Raw genomic sequence first — 19,126 nt, 5'->3', positions numbered from 1 at the left:
GCTTAAAAATAATACAAACCTTTTATATTACAGGGGTTGGAAAGGAAATTTTCTAGGATTTTATCTTATTTCCAGAATTTATGCTTTTAAGTTGAATTCCCCAATGCCGGAAATTATAATATTATCGTAATGAATTGTGACGCTTTATTAAAATTAACTCACCCTGATACCGAGTACTCGGTATCGTCCCTCTCTTCTGGAAGAGAGGGAGAAGAGGGAGAGTCAAAAACGAATTGTCAATTTCAATGTCAGGAATTATCTTTTATACCTAAAAAGTAAAAAACAATAGAATTTGCACTTAACTTCAAAAGAAAAATTCCTATTCTTTAGCGTTAAAAAAGAAATACCGAAGCCTGCAAACGTTTCCCAAACTTTCTGAATTTTTATCTTTTGAAACTCTAATTTGTAGCGTGTGACTTCGGTCTTTTAATTCGCTTTCCAAAGTAAAGTACCAGGGCAAATGCAGCGAGTTGCTCCATTCTGTGAACAAATCCTGCTTTTTCCAGGGATGATTATCAACGCTGTATTCAATAATCCCGGCATCTGGTCCGGCGGCCACTGCAATGCCAACAGCCGTTCCTTTAAAATGGAATTTTATGGTTTTTCCGGGATAAGTTCCTTCAAGCATCGGAACATTAACATAATTGTCACGTGTCCCTTTTCCATCTTTTGGCTGCCAGTTTTCGATCATCGTCCAACCTTTAAATGCTTTTTTAGGATTGGGTTCAACCAGTTTCCCATTTGAATAGGAATATTCATCAATCGCTTCCGGAATGTCGGGAACAGTGATTTTTGCTCCTGGGAAATCATTTGTCCACTGGTCTTCCAAAAATGTTTTAATCGACTGAAAATAAATGTTCTGTCCGAATGGCGAGGGGTGCAGATTCTTGAAGTCATTTTCCCAGTCAAATTCACCGGCATCAATTCGTTCAGTTACTTCCTGTGCCAGATTGATTGCTGAAATGTCATAATATTTTGCCACTGCATCCTGCAATTGGATTTCTTCGGGAATTTCTCCTGCGCGGTAATGTTCCATTTTCCCGGGATCGACAAAATACATAAAAACAATATCGCAGGCAGGATTTGCCGTTAATGCATGGCGAACAATTCCTTCCATTCCGCGGGTAATTTCCTCCGGTTTTCTGTGATTGGTGTCGTCGTTCACTGACGCTTCTTCAAAAAGTAAATCCACCGGGCCATTTTTCAAAACATCGCGCTCAAAACGAAAAGCCGCCGGAGTAGAGCCCATCGAAGGAATTCCGGCACTGATAAAATCAAATTCAGTATCGGGAAACTTTTGTGTGAGGTAGTGGCAAACAGAATCTCGCCAACCCGGATTATATGTAATTGAACCTCCCAGAAAAACAACACGCCCGTGTTTTTCATTCGCAAATTTTAAATACGAATTTTTTAATGCCGAGCGGTGAATGTGATATTTTTCAGAACTTAATTTAGTTTGTGCTTTTGTTGTATAAGTAATAAGCAGGAAGCTCAATAAATACAAGGTAATCCGGGTTGTTTTTTTCATTTTGTCGATTTAGGTTTTATTTCCATTCCACTTTGGAATCGACAGGTCCGCGCCCGGGAGAAGGATAATCCATCGCAACTTTTCCCACGTAAAAGAATCCCATTGGCAACTGGCCCGGTTCAACTTCCAAAATGTCGTGAAGCAAAGATATAAAATAAGGCGTCGCCCAGAAAGCGCCGAGTCCCATTTCTGTTGCCGTGAGCCACATATTTTGAACTGCCATTGAAACGGCGGCCACTTCTTCCCATTCAGGAATTCGTTGAGCTTCGTCGCGTTGCATCGCGACTGAAATTACTACGGGAACACGCTTAATGTTTTCGCGTAGTTTTTCCGCTTTTTGAGCATTTACATTTGCCCCTTCTTTCATTTTTTCTTCAAGCTGGAGAAAAATATCATCTGCCAGTTTTTCTTTTGCTGCTCCCGAATAAACTTTAAATCTCCAGGGCTCAGTCTGTTTGTGATTAGGTGCCCAGTTGGCATTTTCAAGCAATTGTTTGATTGTTTCTTCCGAAATTTTTTCTTTCGATATAAACCGTGGCGGTGTTGCCCTGCGGTTTTTTATAGTGTCATTTATATTCATGATTATTAGAATTTTTATATTAAACTGGAAAAAGAACAAAATGTTGATTGTTCTTTATAAAAGTTGGAAAATGAATGATGTTTATTCTTAAAAAGTATTTAATTTGTTCGTGTATATTTTTTACGTATTTTAAACAATTTGAAATGATGATGGGGAAATACCCCTGTAAATAAACGGTTGAAAATGAGTAAAGTTTTAATAATTGGAGCCGGTGGAGTTGGCCGGGTAGTTGCAAGTAAATGTGCTGATAACCCGGATGTTTTTTCTGAAATTTTGCTGGCCAGTCGTACAAAATCAAAATGTGATGTAATTGCCAAAGAAGTTGGTAAAGGACGAATCCAAACGGCTCAGGTTGATGCCGACAATGTTCCGGAAGTTGTTGCTTTAATAAATAGTTTCAACCCGGAGTTGGTAATTAATGTTGCGCTTCCGTATCAGGATCTTCCAATTATGGATGCCTGTTTGGAAACTGGGGTAAATTACATGGATACTGCCAATTATGAACCTAAAGACGAAGCAAAATTTGAATACAGCTGGCAGTGGGCTTACCAGGAGCGCTTTAAAGAAAAAGGAATTATGGCTGTTTTGGGCTGCGGTTTTGATCCAGGTGTGACGAGTATTTATACCGCTTACGCAGCAAAACATCATTTTGATGAAATTCATTATTTGGACATTGTTGACTGCAACGGTGGCGACCACGGAAAAGCTTTCGCAACCAATTTTAATCCTGAAATTAATATTCGCGAAATAACCCAGAACGGGCGTTACTGGAAAGACGGAAAGTGGGTTGAAACCAAACCTTTCGAAATCAAAAAGGCGCTTAATTATCCAAATATCGGGGCACGTAATTCGTATGTGCTTTATCACGAAGAATTGGAGTCGCTGGTGAAAAATTTCCCGACCATAAAACAAGCACGTTTTTGGATGACTTTTGGTGATGAATATTTAACTCATCTGCGTGTGATTCAGAATATCGGAATGTCGAGAATCGACCCGGTAAAATATAAAGGTGTTGATATTATTCCGCTGGAATTTCTGAAAGCTGTTCTTCCCAATCCGGGAGATTTGGGTGAAAATTATACAGGTGAAACGTCAATCGGTTGCCGCATAAAAGGTTTAAAAGATGGCAAAGAACAAACTTACTATGTTTGGAACAATGCCAGTCATCAGGTTGCTTATCAGGAAACCGGAACGCAGGGAGTTTCATATACAACCGGAGTTCCAGCCATGTTAGGTGCAAAAATGGTACTTACCGGAAAATGGAGTGGTACCGGCGTGTTTAATGTGGAGGAATTCGATCCGGATCCGTTCATGGCGGAAATTGGCAAACACGGCCTACCCTGGAACGAAGAATTTAATCTTGACTTGGAAGTTTAATTTATTCATATTCGGGAGCTTCGTTTTTTACGAGGCTCTCTTTCTTTAAATTTATTACCTTGGACTATTCAAAAATTCCATCGCCGGCATTTGTGTTGGATGAAAAACTTCTCCGGCAAAATCTGCAACTGATAAATCGGGTTCAGAACGAAGCCGGAATTGAAATAATTCTGGCATTTAAAGGCTTTGCTATGTGGAGCGCTTTTCCCATGGTTCGCGAATATTTAAGCGGTGCAACCGCCAGTTCGCTTAACGAAGCCCGTCTTTGTTTTGAGGAAATGAAAACACGTGCGCATGTTTATTCTCCGGTTTATTTTGAAAACGAGTTTCCGGAGTTGATGGCATACACAAAACACATTGTCTTTAATTCGTTTAATCAATTCAATCGGTTTTATTCGGAAACTCAAAAAGCTGATCATCCTGTTTCATGTGGAATTAGGGTGAATCCAGAATATTCTGATGTAGAGACGGATTTATATAATCCGAGTGCCGCCGGTTCGCGTTTGGGAGTTGGAAGCGATGAATTTCCGGATGAACTTCCGGCAGGCATTGAAGGAATTCATTTTCATGTTTTGTGCGAATCTGATTCCTATAGTTTGGAAAAGGTGCTTCAAAATTTGGAAACAAAGTTTGGAAAGTACCTGCTTCAGGTAAAATGGGTGAACATGGGCGGTGGCCATTTAATGACGCGCAAAGGTTACAACCACGACCATTTGATTCAGTTGCTTCAGAATTTTAGAAAAAAATACGATGTGAAAGTCATTTTGGAACCGGGAAGTGCCATTGCCTGGGATACCGGAGTTTTGGTTTCAAAAGTGATGGATATCGTAGAGCACAAAGGGATAAAAACCGCTATTCTCAATGTTTCATTTACTGCCCACATGCCCGATACGCTTGAAATGCCTTATCGCCCGAGAATTATAGGTGCAAAAGATCCAAACGAAAAAAGTAAATATTTGTATCGCTTGGGAGGAGTGAGTTGTTTGGCTGGTGATTTTATGGAAGCTTACGATTTTGGACACGAACTTCAAATTGGCGAACAGGTTGTTTTCCTGGATATGATTCATTATACAATGGTAAAAACAACGATGTTTAATGGTGTGAATCACCCGGCTATTACCATTTGGACCGAAAATGATGAATTAAAAGTTGTCCGAAAATTTTATTACGAAGATTTCAAAGGAAGGCTTTCTTGAAGTAATTTTTATTCTAAAATAGACCTAAACTAAAATAAACGATATGAAACATGTTCTTTCTTTTTCATTTTTGATTTTTATGGCTTTGTCTGTTTTTGGTCAGAGTCAGACCAATGAGCGGGCAAAGTGGTTTGCCGATGCGCGTTTTGGAATGTTTATACACTGGGGAGTATACAGTGGTGCGGAAGGTCACTGGAAAGGTGAAAAACTGCGTAATGATAATGATTATGCAGAATGGATTTTTTACCGAAACCGTATTGAAAAAGACGAGTATCTGACTTTGCTCGACCGATTTGACTGGGATGAAATTGATCCTGAAGAATGGGTAATTCTGGCTAAGAAGTCGGGGATGAAATATGTTACTATCACCGCAAAACATCATGATGGATTTGGTTTGTGGAACAGTAAAGTGAGTAATTATGATTTGGGTGACTACACAAATCCCGGGCGTGATATCATAAAAGAATTGGCTGATGCCTGCAAAAAGCACGGTTTAAAATTGGGACTGTACTATTCTCATTGGCTGGATTGGGAACATCCGTTTGGCTGGGATCACACAATGGAATTAAATCCGATTTCACAAGAAGAGTACGACAAATACTGGCAGGAAAAAGTGATTCCTCAGATGCGGGAATTGTTGACCAATTATGGCGAAATTGGCATGATTTGGTTCGATATGTGGATTGACCATTCGCAGGCAATCGTTTCGAAAGAGGAGTTGTTGCAGCTCAAAAACTTAATTCGGGAGTTGCAACCCAATTGTTTGGTGAACTCCCGTCTCGGATTGACCATAGAAGAAGATCCCGATATTGATTTCAAAACTTTGGGTGATAATCAACTTGGTGACAAAAAAGAAGATTTTCCCTGGCAGTCACCGGCAACGGTTGCACATTCGTGGGGTTTTCATTCTTCCGATTCGCAATGGAAGTCAACATCAACGCTGCTAAAATCGCTTATCAATAATGTAAGCCTGAATGGAAATTTCATGTTAAACATTGGCCCTCGTGCAAATGGTGATGTGCCTTTTGAAATTCAACAGCGCATGCTCGAAATGGGAGAGTGGTTGAATGTAAACGGAGAATCGATTTACGGAGCTGAAGCCTTTGATTTGGATAAAGATTTGCATGACTGGGGAAAGATTACCTGCAGGAAAACAGAAAATGGAGAAAAACTGTTTCTGCATGTTTTTAATTGGCCGCTGAGTAAAAAGCTCTATTTGACAGGTATAAAAGCAAAGCCTGAGAAAGTTTACCTGTTGGCAGATAAACAAAAGAGCCCGCTCCATTTTAGTTCTGAAAATGTTTTTACAGAAATTGAATTGCCTTCTTTGCAGCCCGATCCGTATGTTTCTGTTATCGTAGTTGAGTATAAAACAAAACCGGAAATTGAAGATGGCCTGGTGGCAAAAAATCAGGAAGGCGGATTTTCTTTGACTCCCGGAAATGTCTATGAAAACAGAGATGAAATTCAGATTGAGAAAAAGGAAAGGGGAGGGACGATTCCTGAACACGTTACTATTTTTAAGCCTCAGAAGTTTTTGTGGAAAATATATGTGGATGAGCCGGGTAAAAAATCAGTTGATGTTTCCTACAGTTTTCAAAATAAAAACGGCAGTGGCATGATAAAAGTCAGCGCTGCGGGGGGGAGTCTTGTGCATGAAGTAGAAAATACAGGTAAAACCGTTGGGGAAGCAAATTCCAATTGGGTGATAGATAATTACAAATCAAATCCTTTGGGTGCGCTTTATTTTGCAGACAAAGGGTTTTATATAGTGGAACTGGAAGTGGTTCCTGCAGAGGGTGAAAGTATCCTGTTTCAATGGGCGTGGCTTAAATAGAAGAATATCCGGGGTTTTATTCGGTTGGAATAATTTTGGTTATCAACAATTGTTAATATCACCGGTTGAAACATAGTGAATATAAACACTTGGTAATGTCTTGCCTGAAATTTAATATTTATTTAATTTTGATTCATCAGGTGAGCGATAAAAGACAGCTCTGAAAGTGTGGAAACGGGAAAAGTTACTTAGTTGAAACCGGAACCTTTCAAACCAACCTTCGGGATGGCACACGGAAAGAGCCGAAGTTTGAACTTGACAGTCTGGAAATCAAAGTTCAGTCAATTATCGGAAGAACACCAGACGTTCTTTTAATATTGAGTCATCAGGCAGGAGACAAAAACGACTACGGTCGAAAATGTCAAACTGCACGGTTTAAAAGGGTAAAACCTGGAAAACCGGAGAAAATTCAACAACCGAAAGGAAGAAGAATAAACACTGAATGACACTTCGTCCAGGAAGGTAATCCGGAATGCCGAACGGAATGCTGAAAAGTTTACGCTGTAGAAGGCTAAACCGGAAGGTAAAGGGCAGAAATCAAATTCGAAAGAATTGAAGAAAGCCGGTCACAATAACCGTAGCCTGGCACGAGAGGAAACTTCGGTTACCTCAAGTGAATGGGAGCTATTCGTTACAGAGTAGTTCCCATTTGTGTTTTTATATATTTGAATTTTGTCAAAAAGTAATTGATTTCGAAACGATATAACGGTTTTTGTAATCGGTAAATTTTACCGCAGTAATTGTAACGTTTTGGGTAGTTAACGGAATAAGAATTTCGCCCACACCTTTTACCACCTGTAATCCTTTTAAGTTTTCAGGTAAATATTTTCCTTCAGCTAAATTACCTATAAAAAAATCTACATTTTTTGAACCATCTGATAAACGGGCTGTAATATAATAATTCTCCAGGGTTTTGACTTTTTTAAGCAGTAAATCAGGGTGTTTAATCTGGTTTCCTGATTGATAATATTCTTTTAATCCAACTGCCGGAAGTCCGTCCTTGTATTCGTATTCGGCCTGAAGCGTTCCGTCGCGGTGATATCTTTTGCAAATGCCGTCCAGTTTATTTTTTTTGTAAGACTGCTTTTTCCAGATAACGGGTTCTGCGTTTCCGTTGACAGGGTAGTAGGTGTAAGCTGTTCCTTCCCGTTCTCCTGCAACGTAAGGGATTTCTGAGTATAAACTGCCATGTTGATAGTATCTTTTTTGAATCCCGTGTTTTATGCTCGTCCCTTTTACAATAGGAATTTCATACTCAACTGCAGTTGCCGAATTCTCATACAGCCTTGTTACGATTGTAATCCCCTCTTTTGCGGGTGTCAGATTAACGGTTTCTTCTACCTGAGGTTTCGGGTTTTGACAACCAAAATAAAAAATGGCAGTTATAAGTATTATCCGGTAAGATTTCATTTTGACTTTTGTTTACAGAATACCAGATAAAGTTAGTTAAAAGTGTTTGTAAATTAGTGTTTTTATATCGTTTTCATAAGAGTTTTTATAGATATGGATGAAAGGCTGTTTTAAGGCCATTTTCTATGATAGTTCTTCTCTGAAATTGATGCTATATCAAACTCCTGATCGATTATTTTTACAATTAAGCTCTATAAATATATCTTTGTTGCATTTTGAAGACTATTTAAAACCTTTTATACCCGGGAACAAATTATTTTATACAATTTGTAGGATAAATAAGGAAAAATAATTCCTGGTTTAAACGGAGATATTGATGACTGATTTCGACCAAATATTTCAAAGTTATTACCATTCTTTATTTTTGTACGGAAAGAAATTCATAAATAACGAAAATGATGTTTATGATATTTTACAGGAAATATTTATGGTTGTGTGGGAAAATAAAAAGTACAAACTTGAGGATGCACATTTAAAGTCCTACTTATTTAATTCGGTTCGGAACAGTTGTCTGAATTACCATAGGCATCGGGCCGTTGTAAACAAGCACAAAGGATATGAGGTATTTAAAGAGCTGAATTTTTACAAAAGCGGAGAGAAGTCATTGATTGAGAAAGAGGATCTGAATAATATTTACGAGGCAATTTCTTTGTTAAAAGAAGATTATAAAGAGGTTATAGAATTAAGCAGGTTTGAAGGTTTAAAAAATAAAGAAATAGCTGAAAAGTTAAATATTCCTTTACGGACGGTTGAGACCCGATTGTTTCGGGCTTTGTCTGCCTTAAAAAAAATGCTCACTCAGAGACAAATTTTTATTTTGGTAAACATGATATTTGAATCTGATTGAATTGTAAAATTACTGTTAGAGTTTCCTTCTTTTATATTTGCTTTATCGTCACATAATCTGCTAATTGAGAATGTTTATTTAACAAAAAATAATTTTTTCCTAATTCGTTGACGTAGTTTTTACGTCAAAGGTGTATTAGCATATAGATGCGAATAGAAAATGAACCAAAAAACGAATATCGAACAATTAATTGCCCGTCACTTAAATGGAGAAAGCACTTCCGCAGACCGGGAAACATTTAAAATATGGTTGGAGTCATCAGAGGAAAATAGAAAGTTGTTTTATCAGATTAAAGACACCTGGGATGCATCCAAAAAAGAACAGGACAATTCAAAAGACGCTTTGCTTCGTTTTTATAAAAGACAGGCTTACCAAAATAATTCTGTCGGAAAGACTCTCTCCTTATGGAAAACGATTGCCGGTGTTGCGGCCGTTATAGCTGTCGTTTTTTTTAGTGCATTTCTGCTTAATATGCTTACGCGGGGAGAGGATGTAACAGGAAGTAAAACAGAACTGGTTTCATTTAAGGTTCCAATGGGATCTCGTTCTCAGGTAAACTTGCCCGATGGAACAAATGTGGTACTAAATTCCGGATCCGAATTAAAATATAAGGGCGTATTTACCAACAAAAATCGTGAAGTGAGTTTGAGTGGCGAAGCTTTTTTTAAGGTGAAGTCAGACAAAGAGCATCCGTTTATAGTGAGAACTTCCGATTTTGATGTAGAGGTTACAGGTACTCAGTTTAATATTTGCTCGTACGCCGACGATAGTTTTTCAAAAGTATCGCTTTTGGAAGGTAAAGTTAGAATTCAGTTGGAAAAAGAGAAACCTGCTGTTGGTATTGCTCCCGGTCAACAGCTTTATTTAAATAGAGAAGAACAAAAATACAGCGTATCGGAAAGCGATGTAGAAATAGAGTCATCGTGGAAAGGAGGAGAGTTTCGGTTTAAAGAAATTGCTTTTCCTGAATTAATAAAACGTTTGGAACGTTGGTATGATGTTCGTCTTACTTATACTGCACCTCAGTTGGAAGAAATGTTGTACAGTGGAAATTTCAGAAACCAGGAATCGATTTGGCAGGTGCTGGATGCTCTAAAGTTAACGACCCCCATCGATTATAAAAAAACAGGATTCAGAGAATTCGAAATCAGATATAAAGTGAAATAAAAAAAAGGTGGAGAGTCGGTCAGGACAAACCACCTTTCAATAATCAATAACATTTAATCATTGAATTAACATTTCAAATTTATGAAAAAAAAACGAACTCAGGGGAAGAGTTTTCTGTTTGATGACCTTCCCAAAATTTATCGGATTATGAGATTAATTTGTCTGTTTTTATTTGCTGCCTTGCTGCAGGTCTCTGCTTCCAGCTATTCTCAAACAACAAAATTAAACCTAAATGGTAAAAATCTGTCGCTTGAACGTGTGTTTGAATTGATTGAAGACCAATCTGAGTTTTCATTTATCTACAATCTTAAACAGGTTGATTTGAGTAAAAAAGTTGATGTCGATTTTAAAAATAAACAGGTCGAAAAAATACTAGACTCTGTTTTAGAAGGAACGGATATTACTTATACTGTGGATAATCGTTTGATAGTTATACATCAGGAAGGTACTCCAAATATTAGCTTCGTTATTGGTTCACAGCAGTTGGAAACGGTTTCAGGGAAAGTAACTGATTCTTCAGGCCAACCACTCCCGGGAGTAACAGTAGTAGTAAAAGGAACTACCCAGGGAACGGTAACGAATGCTGATGGCGAATATTCATTAGCAAATATTCCAGGTGATGCAATATTACAGTTTTCTTTTGTTGGGATGCGGACACAAGAAATAGTTGTTGGAGGACAAACGGTGATTGACTTAACAATGGAAGAGGATGCTATTGGGATTGAAGAGGTGGTGGCTATTGGCTATGGTACAATGAAAAAAAGTGAACTTACTAGTTCAATAGCAAAGATAAATAGTGAAGATTTAGAAGTAAGACCTGTTGCCAGAGTTGATCAGGCCTTACAAGGACAAATGGCAGGTGTTTATGTCCAACAGAGTGGCAGTAAACCTGGGAAGAACGCGAATATCAGAGTACGTGGAGTTGGGTCAATTACTGCAGGAACGGATCCATTATATGTGATAGATGGTTTTCCTGTTGATGCAGAGACGTTTGCTAATTTAAATCTTTCGAATATTGAATCTATTGAAGTATTAAAGGACGCCGCATCGGCTGCCATTTATGGATCAAGGGGATCTAATGGAGTTGTGATTGTAACGACAACTAGAGGGGAAAAAGGTCAGGAACTTAAAATGCATTTAAATATTTATTCCGGTATCTCAAACATTGAAAGGAGAGTTGAAATGTTAAATGCTAAGGAACAAATGGAATTAATAGCTGATGAGAAAGATGGGAAATGGATTGAATCAGGAGGAAGTCTTGATGTTTTGCCTTTAGATAGGCCATATAATTATAGGTATGATCAAAATTTACTAAATGATCCAGATCTTCCTTCTTATGATCATTTAGGAGCTATACTCCAGACTGGAACTACTCAAAATTATACTTTGTCTGCATCGGGATCAACAAAAAATGTTAGGTATTTTTTTTCTGGAGAATATTATAACCAAACGGGGATAATCAAAAATACAGATTATATAAGATACTCAGCGCGTGCAAATATTGACGCCGATATTAACAGTTTTTTAACTATAGGTTTAAGTCTTACTCCAATGCGTATTATTTCTCATGATAAAGACACAGAAATGAAGGAAGGTATTGTCCATCATGCTCTCCTTTCCAGTCCGATTCTACCTCCCAGACTGGGGTACTGGGGAGAATCTGACGTATATTCTACATTTTCATTAGCAAATAGATCTCCTGAGAATCTAGCAATTATTGAACATTTAAAAGATGAACAAGTTAGAAATCAGATTTTAATGGATGTTTATGCCCATATTGAAATTTTACCTGGATTGAGCTTGAAAAATAATTTCGGGGCAAAAGTAATTAATGTTCGAAGGGATATGTTTAAGAACCAGATAATTATGAGAAATCAAACTCCTGAAGGAGAGTATTGGGGAAATGAATCATTGAACTGGCTTAATGAGAATATTTTAAGTTTTAATAAAGTATTAAAAGAAAAGCACAAGGTAGATGGTTTGTTAGGTTTCACTGCTCAAAAGCAAGAAAATAAATCTGCATACATCAAAGGAACAGGTTTTGCAAATGATTATGTCCCAACATTAAATGCAGCAACAGAATATGTTGCGAATACGAGTATGAGTGAATGGTCTCTTCTTTCATACCTTGGGCGTGTGAATTATTCGTTTAGTGATAAGTATCTGTTTCAGGCAAGTATTAGAAGGGATGGTAGCTCTCGCTTTGGAAAGAATACAAAGTGGGGATGGTTCCCATCCATATCAGGAGCATGGCGGATTGAACAGGAAGATTTTATAAAACAATATCAAACCATCAATCGGTTAAAATTAAGAGTAAGCTGGGGTAAAACCGGAAATAATGATATTGGAAACTATTCCGCAATAGCTAATATGGGTAATTCATATTATCTTTTTGGAACAAGCGAGATGTTGACTCCAGGAATGAAACCGAATTCAATTTCTAACCCAAATTTAAGTTGGGAAAAAACAGCTTCTTTAGATATCGGTTTAGATTTAGGATTAGTAAATAACAGGATTTTGTTTGCAGTAGATTATTATAACAAACAAACTAATGACTTACTTTTGGATGTACCTGTACCAACAATTACAGGTTTTTCAACTGAAACTCAGAATTATGGTAAGATTGAAAACAAAGGATGGGATTTTGAATTGTCAACCATAAATATTGACAAAGAATTAAAGTGGTCTACTAATTTTAATATTACATTTAATAAAAATAATGTATTACAACTTGGTCCCAATGATACCCCAATTTTTGGTGGTTTTGAAGATAATAATATTACGATGGTCGGCTATCCTATTGGGTCATATTATATGTATAAACAAATTGGGGTTTATAATACACAAGAAGAAATAGATGCAACTCCGCATCGTTCTGGTAGTCAACCTGGAGATGTCATTATTGAAGACTATAGTGGTCCAGATGGTGTTCCAGATGGTGTTATCGATGCGAATGACCGTCAGATATTAGGAAGTAATATCCCAAAATATTTTTGGGGTTTGACTAGCCAGCTTAGTTTTAAGAATGTTGATTTAAGCATTTTCTTTAACGGAGTTGGAGGGAATCATATATTTAACACTATTGGCAGGCAATTTGACAGGCCTCAGGGAGCTCATAATGTTAAGTATAAACACTGGGTAAATCGGTGGCGTTCACCCGAGGAACCAGGGGATGGAATGACTCCAAGGATGTGGGGATCTCCAACAGGGGCTAGTAGTGAATTTACCAGTCGAATGATATATCCCGGAGATTATCTTCGGTTGAAAAATATTACATTAGGCTATACTTTTCCCAAAAGAATCACCGATAAAATAAATCTTTCTGCTTTAAGAATCTACATCCAGGGAGAAAATCTTTACACATGGGATCACTATGATGTCGGTTTTTCGCCTGAAGTTGATATGTATAATGGAGATGCACGTGCCGCTGGTAATGATTATGGGATGTACCCTTCGTCACGTACTTTTTTATTTGGAATAAATGTATCATTTTAGAAATATTTAAAAAAGTTGTATCATGGAAAATAGTTTAATAAAAAAAATCAAGATATTAGTTACCATTTGCATAATTGCCATGTTATCGGCTTGTAACGAAAGTTTTCTTGATCTCGCCCCAATTTCACAGGCTAATGTGAACTCGTTTTATAAAACTCAGTCTGATTTTGAAACAGCAATAGTTTCTGTTTATGATTCATGGCAAAATATTGTCCCGGGTGATTGGACAAGAATGACAGAATTCAGGGGTGATACATATCATCGTTTCAACTATGTAGAATATGAAATAAGTTCAAACATTTGGTTGTTAAATTCAACTTTAAGTTATTGGAAAAATTTTTATAAGGTTGTAAGCAACGCAAATATTATTCTTGACAAAATTGATAATATAAATTCATTTGAAGAAACGACCAAAAACAGAATAAAAGCAGAAGCAAGATTCTTCAGAGCAGAAGCATATTTTGCATTGGTTCGTTTTTTTGGTGCTGTTCCCCTTGTAAAGCATGAAATAAACTCAATAGAAGCTTTAGATATAGGGAGAACTGATGTTTTTGAAATTTATAATCTAATTGAGGACGATTTTAAATTTGCAATCGATAATTTACCAGAAATAGTATCGGATCAGGAATATGGCCGGGTTACCAAATACGCTGCAGAAGGCGAATTAGCACGTGTTTTTATTACACTTAGTGGCAAGGTATATAATCAAAATCGTTGGGCAGAAGCAAAACCTTTGTTGGAAGATATACTTTTTAATAGTCCTTATGAGTTTGCCGAAACATATCAGGAAATATTTGCTGATGACGGTTCAAATGAGAAAGGGAAAGAGATAATTTTTTCCATATTATTTAAGGCCGGAAATGAAGGGGAAGCTACTAGTTATGCAAATGCATTTATCGGGAAATTTGGAGAGGTTGCCCGGCATGTACAATTTGAGAACGGGCTAGTTGAGTCATACGAATCAGGAGATATTAGAAAAGATGTCAATATAGTAGATAATTATTTGGCTTTAGATATTAATCAATGGATTGACGGGCATTGGATTAATGTAAAATTTGATTATTTATACGATATAGGTTCTAAAAACTCCGGTATGGATTGGCCAATGTTAAGATATACAGACGCATATCTGTTATATGCGGAAGCTCTGGCAGAAATATCAGGTAATGTTCCGGAACAATCACTTGAAATATTAAACAAAGTTCGTAACCGGGCCGGGTTAAATCTGTTAACCCAAATAGATATACCTGATATTAATGCATTCAGAATGGCAATGGAAAAGGAACGTAGGTGTGAATTAATGTTTGAATGTGTTAGATGGTTCGATCTGGTTAGAACAGGTAGGGCTGTTGAAGTATTAAATGCACTAGGGAAAAATGCCGACGATACTTGGCTTTTATTTCCTATCCCTCAATCCGAGATAGATAAAGTAGGATCAGATATTCTGCCTCAAAACCCTGGATACTAGCTTACGAAGAATAATCAACATGTACAGATGTGCCTTTAAATATCCTATTAGTATGTTAGGTTTAATAGGCACATCTGATATTCCATTTATCATATTGTATAATTTATGAAACAATACCTTAATAAATTTATAGCTATTCTCATGATCGGATTAAGCATGTTTAGCTGTATGTCAAAGCCAAATAGTGAAAAAGTAGATAAGCGCCCAAATATTGTATTTATCATGGCGGATGATCTTGGTTATGGTGAGTTAGGTTGTTACGGATGTAGTGATATTCATACGCCAAATCTTGACAACTTGGCCACCGAAGGATTTCGATTTACCGATTTTTATGCAAATGCTCCGGTTTGTTCACCCACACGTGCTGCTTTACTTACGGGGGGGTATCAACAGCGCTTAGGAATGGACGATGCATTGTACTATCAGGAAATGGGGAGAGGTCTTAAAGTAGATGGTGAAACCATTGCGAATGCGTTAAAGTCTGTTGGTTATACCACCGGGGTGTTTGGAAAATGGCATGTGGGATATGATTTTGAAAGGCGCCCTCTACAACAAGGTTTTGATAATTTCTTTGGAATTCTCGGAGGAAATCATCATTATTTCGAGCATATGGATCGAATAGGTGTATATGACCTGTGGTCAGGAAATGATACAATTATACGTAAAGGTTACACAACGAATCTAATTACAGAAGAGGCAATTGAGTTTATAGAAAATAATAAAGAACATCCTTTTTTCCTGTACCTCTCTCATCTTGCACCTCACTTTCCTTATTTGGGGCCAAACGACAAAGAAAAAGATGTCCGCCCAAATCATAAGTCCTGGCAACAAGAGAAGGATCCACAAACGTATATATCAATGGTAGAATATATGGATTCTGAAATAGGACGGGTTTTAGAAAAAATAAAGAATCTTGGACTTAGCAATCGTACCCTTGTAGTATTCACGTCTGACAACGGTGGAGCCCATTACGCACCCTATAATAGAAATGCCCCCTTTACTGGTTACAAGGCTTCACTTTGGGAAGGGGGTATCAGGGTTCCGTGTATAGCCAGTTGGCATGGAGTATTGCCTGCCGGAGAAGTTACAGCTCAGGTAGGAATTACAATGGATTGGTCTTCAACATTTCTTCGGCTTGCGAATTTTGACGCTAAGTATGAGAAAGAAGACGGAATTAACTTAATGCCAATTCTTCTTGGGGATAAACCGGAACAGGAACGTACTCTTTTTTGGCGTATAAAATCGGGGCCTGTTCGTAAAACTTCACCAGAATATTGGGCAGTACGAGATAATAGTTGGAAATTGCTAATAGAAAAAGCTGAAAATAACAATCGATTTTTATTTGATTTAAAAGCTGACCCTGGTGAGTCAAATAATCTTATTGAAGAACATCCAGAAATAGCAGACCGTTTGGTTAAACAATTAAGAATTTGGGAAGAATCAGTAGATTGTGACACAATAGTTTATCACAATTGAAATTATATGTATATAAAATTTTTTTTTTTTTGTTCGGTGAATTGTATACTTTATTCTAATGCTTGTTCTGATCCTTAATTTAGGGAAAATCTACAATTAGAAGGAATCAGCGAAGACATACCAAACGCTATGAAAAATCTCAATAAATATGTACAAGGAATTATTTTATCAGTATAATGATCTTAAAAAGAACGCGAATTTGGTATGTAGTATTCACTTTCAAATTTCATTTTCATGAAAAGCGAAAATAAAACAGATAAGAAAACAAGAATCAATAAATTTTAGTCGTCTAATTTTAAAAGTATTAAAATGAGTAATCTAAATTTTAAAGAACATATATTACTTTTTCTTTCATTATTGTTTGTAATCGATGTTTGGGCTCAGGATATGAGTCCAACAGATTTGGTAAATCCATTTATTGATACGGGTGCTCCAAGAACACGTTGGTTTTATTTTAGTTCTGCCTGTCGCCCTTTTGGTATGGTAAATTTAAGCCCGGATATGTGGACGAAGGGTGATTGGGGGTCCGGATATCTTTACGATGAAGATCATATTCGTTGCTTTAGCCATATACATGCTTGGGAAATGGGTGGTGTTGCTGTTATGCCAACAGTTGGAGAGTTCCAAGGGCATAAGGGAATGGAAGTATATAAATCAAAATATTCACATGAAGGTGAAATTGCAAAACCTGGATTTCATAAAGTTTTTTTAGATGACTACGGGGTTCAGGTAGAATTAACTTCCACTACACGTGTGGGATTTCATAAATACACATTCCCTGCTAGTGAGCAAAGCTATATTCTTTTTGATGGAGGTGCTCATGTGGGGCATGGTTCCACAGTGTATGCAGAAGCTTGGAGAGTAAATGACACTGATATAGCTGGCTATGAAATTATGGAGGGCATTATTCGACGTCCCAAAGATTTTCCTGTATATTATTATGCAAGATTAAGTAAACCTTTTCAAAGTATCATAACATGGAAAGATAGTTCAATTGTAAAAAATACTGATCCTGAACGGATTTCAGGCTGGAATTCTGGACTTGCGGTTAAATATTCAACTAAAGAAAATGAAGAGATATTACTAAAGGTGGCAATTTCTTATGTAAGTGTAGAACAAGCCAAATTAAATTTAGAAACAGAATTATCTCACTGGGAGTTTGAACAAGTAAAAGAAGAGTCATTTAAAGAATGGAATAACTGGCTTAGTCGTATTGAAATTGAAGGAGGAACAAACGAACAGCAAGTAAAGTTTTATACTGACTTATGGCATTCTTTGTTAGGTCGTCGTACTGTTAGTGATGTTGATGGAAAATATATGGATATGACAGGCCCTTATCCGCGAGTTAGGCGAGTCAGGTTAAGTGAAGAGGGGGTACCTCTTTTCCCACATTATAATTTTGATGCTTGGTGGGGAAGTCAATGGTCCTTGAATATTTTATGGTCAATGGTCTATCCTGAAGTAATGGATGCATTCTGCAATACAATGGTTGATATCTACCAAAATGGAGGTTTGATACCGCGTGGCGTTACTGGTGGTAATTATTCCTATGTTATGATTGGTGATCCAGCATCTTCTTTTTTCGCTACAGCGTATAATAAAGGTATTCGTAATTATGACACAAAGTTGGCATATGAAGGCTTGCAAAAAAATGCTTTCCCCGGAGGAATTCGGGAACGGGCTGGATACGAACATCGGTTTAATCCATCAGGTGGTGGTATTTCCTATTATATAAAACAAGGCTATGTTCCTCATGACAGACCCAATATTCAGGGCTATCATAGTCAGGCGAGTGCTTCCATGACACTTGAATATGCATATCAGGATTGGTGTTTAGCTCAACTTGCCTTGACCATGAATAAAATCGATGATTTTGAATATTTTATGAAACGTTCGCAAAACTATAAAAATCTTTGGAATGCAAAAACTGGTTATATTCAACCAAAAGATATGAATGGTAACTGGGTAAATAATTTTGATCCTTTAGCTTTATCAGGTTTTTGTGAGAGTAATTCTGCTATTTACTCTCATTTTGTTCCGCATGATATTTCTGGTTTAATAAAATTAAACGGGGGGAGTGATAGGTATGTTCAGAAACTTGATAAACAGTTCAAAAAGTCAGAATTAAACGGGTTTTGTATGGCCTCTCATAAAATTAAAAATGATGCAAATTGGACAGATTATTGTAACCAACCTGGTACAGGTATGGCTCACCTGTTTAATCATGCTGGAGCACCTTGGCTCACGCAATATTGGGTTAGGAAAATAAAGGATGAATATAGTAATATAACACCATACGGTGGTTATAAAGGAGATGAAGACCAAGGTCAGATGGGCGCATTAGGTGTTTTGATGGCTATTGGTTTATTTGAAATGGATGGTGGTGCCTCTGCAAATCCGATTTATGAAATAACCAGTCCTATTTTCAAAAAAATTATTATACATCTAGATAGTAATTACTATCCAGGGAAAGATTTTATTATTGATACAGAGAATAATAGTGATAGAAACATCTACATTCAAAATGCTATTCTGAATGGAAAAGCATGGAATAAGTACTGGTTTTCTCATGAGGATTTCAAAAACGGCGGATTTTTAAAATTAACTCTTGGTAGTAAACCTAATAAAAAATGGGGAGTGGAATAATAAACATAATTCTATCAAGTCTATTAGTAAAGGTCAATGTAGGTTCTTTTGTTGTCCTGTTCCATTTTTACAGAACCCTGTTCATTTTTTTCCTGTCCT

Annotated in this window: 12 protein-coding genes; 9 read left to right on the top strand and 3 right to left on the bottom strand. The window is 37.0% G+C overall.

The genetic code is table 11. The features are described from left to right. Positions 1-319: 319 nt before the first annotated feature. Entirely contained in the window at positions 320-1,528 is a 1,209-nt protein-coding gene (locus tag GM418_RS02590) for an SGNH/GDSL hydrolase family protein (RefSeq protein WP_158862848.1), read from the bottom strand. A gap of 16 nt (positions 1,529-1,544) precedes the next feature. Next, entirely contained in the window at positions 1,545-2,108 is a 564-nt protein-coding gene (locus tag GM418_RS02585; RefSeq protein ID WP_158862846.1) for a nitroreductase family protein, read from the bottom strand. A 183-nt stretch (positions 2,109-2,291) separates the two neighbouring features. On the opposite strand from GM418_RS02585, the gene GM418_RS02580 reads away from it, so the two are divergent. Genes GM418_RS02580 through GM418_RS02570 form a run of 3 tightly spaced genes read left to right on the top strand, consistent with a single transcriptional unit; the run spans position 2,292 to position 6,518 of the window. Continuing rightward, complete coding sequence (locus GM418_RS02580) at positions 2,292-3,485, top strand: saccharopine dehydrogenase family protein (RefSeq protein ID WP_158862844.1); 1,194 nt, start codon at positions 2,292-2,294, stop codon at positions 3,483-3,485. A 59-nt stretch (positions 3,486-3,544) separates the two neighbouring features. Continuing rightward, positions 3,545-4,681, top strand: a complete 1,137-nt coding sequence (nspC, locus tag GM418_RS02575) for a carboxynorspermidine decarboxylase (RefSeq protein WP_246222810.1) — start codon at positions 3,545-3,547, stop codon at positions 4,679-4,681. A gap of 43 nt (positions 4,682-4,724) precedes the next feature. Beyond that, entirely contained in the window at positions 4,725-6,518 is a 1,794-nt protein-coding gene (locus GM418_RS02570) for an alpha-L-fucosidase (protein ID WP_158862842.1), read from the top strand. 675 nt (positions 6,519-7,193) lie between these two features. Here GM418_RS02570 and GM418_RS02565 read toward each other — a convergent pair. Then, positions 7,194-7,928: a toxin-antitoxin system YwqK family antitoxin gene (locus GM418_RS02565; RefSeq protein WP_158862840.1), complete on the bottom strand. Its 735-nt coding sequence runs from the start codon at positions 7,926-7,928 to the stop codon at positions 7,194-7,196. Between the two features lie 316 nt (positions 7,929-8,244). On the opposite strand from GM418_RS02565, the gene GM418_RS02560 reads away from it, so the two are divergent. The 6 genes from GM418_RS02560 (at position 8,245) to GM418_RS02535 (ending at position 19,027) form a co-directional block, all read left to right on the top strand. Further along, on the top strand, positions 8,245-8,775 hold the full coding sequence (locus GM418_RS02560; RefSeq protein ID WP_158862838.1) for an RNA polymerase sigma factor: 531 nt from the start codon (positions 8,245-8,247) through the stop codon (positions 8,773-8,775). Positions 8,776-8,934: 159 nt separating this feature from the next. Beyond that, positions 8,935-9,942, top strand: a complete 1,008-nt coding sequence (locus GM418_RS02555) for a FecR family protein (RefSeq protein ID WP_158862836.1) — start codon at positions 8,935-8,937, stop codon at positions 9,940-9,942. 81 nt (positions 9,943-10,023) lie between these two features. Continuing rightward, positions 10,024-13,437 (top strand): TonB-dependent receptor, encoded by a 3,414-nt coding sequence (locus tag GM418_RS02550; RefSeq protein ID WP_158862834.1) that lies wholly within the window; start codon positions 10,024-10,026, stop codon positions 13,435-13,437. Positions 13,438-13,459: 22 nt separating this feature from the next. Beyond that, positions 13,460-14,905 carry a RagB/SusD family nutrient uptake outer membrane protein gene (locus GM418_RS02545; RefSeq protein ID WP_158862832.1) on the top strand — a complete coding sequence of 482 codons (1,446 nt, stop codon included), beginning with the start codon at positions 13,460-13,462 and terminating at the stop codon, positions 14,903-14,905. 168 nt (positions 14,906-15,073) lie between these two features. Further along, positions 15,074-16,381, top strand: coding sequence for a sulfatase-like hydrolase/transferase (locus tag GM418_RS02540; RefSeq protein WP_158862830.1), 1,308 nt, complete (start codon positions 15,074-15,076; stop codon positions 16,379-16,381). A gap of 309 nt (positions 16,382-16,690) precedes the next feature. Continuing rightward, positions 16,691-19,027 carry a GH92 family glycosyl hydrolase gene (locus GM418_RS02535; protein WP_158862828.1) on the top strand — a complete coding sequence of 779 codons (2,337 nt, stop codon included), beginning with the start codon at positions 16,691-16,693 and terminating at the stop codon, positions 19,025-19,027. Positions 19,028-19,126: the final 99 nt, after the last annotated feature.

Source organism: Maribellus comscasis (assembly GCF_009762775.1).
GTDB classification, from domain to species: Bacteria; Bacteroidota; Bacteroidia; order Bacteroidales; family Prolixibacteraceae; genus Draconibacterium; species Draconibacterium comscasis.
Note: the sequence above shows the minus strand (reverse complement) of the source record. Positions and strands in the feature narration are given on the sequence as shown.

Bases quoted from the DNA above. Each gene is read 5' to 3' on its own strand.
- GM418_RS02590 (WP_158862848.1), bottom strand. From the start codon at position 1,528: ATGAAAAAAACAACCCGGATTACCTTGTATTTATTGAGCTTCCTGCTT.
- GM418_RS02585 (WP_158862846.1), bottom strand. From the start codon at position 2,108: ATGAATATAAATGACACTATAAAAAACCGCAGGGCAACACCGCCACGG.
- GM418_RS02580 (WP_158862844.1), top strand. From the start codon at position 2,292: ATGAGTAAAGTTTTAATAATTGGAGCCGGTGGAGTTGGCCGGGTAGTT.
- GM418_RS02570 (WP_158862842.1), top strand. From the start codon at position 4,725: ATGAAACATGTTCTTTCTTTTTCATTTTTGATTTTTATGGCTTTGTCT.
- GM418_RS02565 (WP_158862840.1), bottom strand. From the start codon at position 7,928: ATGAAATCTTACCGGATAATACTTATAACTGCCATTTTTTATTTTGGT.
- GM418_RS02560 (WP_158862838.1), top strand. From the start codon at position 8,245: ATGACTGATTTCGACCAAATATTTCAAAGTTATTACCATTCTTTATTT.
- GM418_RS02555 (WP_158862836.1), top strand. From the start codon at position 8,935: ATGAACCAAAAAACGAATATCGAACAATTAATTGCCCGTCACTTAAAT.
- GM418_RS02550 (WP_158862834.1), top strand. From the start codon at position 10,024: ATGAAAAAAAAACGAACTCAGGGGAAGAGTTTTCTGTTTGATGACCTT.
- GM418_RS02545 (WP_158862832.1), top strand. From the start codon at position 13,460: ATGGAAAATAGTTTAATAAAAAAAATCAAGATATTAGTTACCATTTGC.
- GM418_RS02540 (WP_158862830.1), top strand. From the start codon at position 15,074: ATGTCAAAGCCAAATAGTGAAAAAGTAGATAAGCGCCCAAATATTGTA.
- GM418_RS02535 (WP_158862828.1), top strand. From the start codon at position 16,691: ATGAGTAATCTAAATTTTAAAGAACATATATTACTTTTTCTTTCATTA.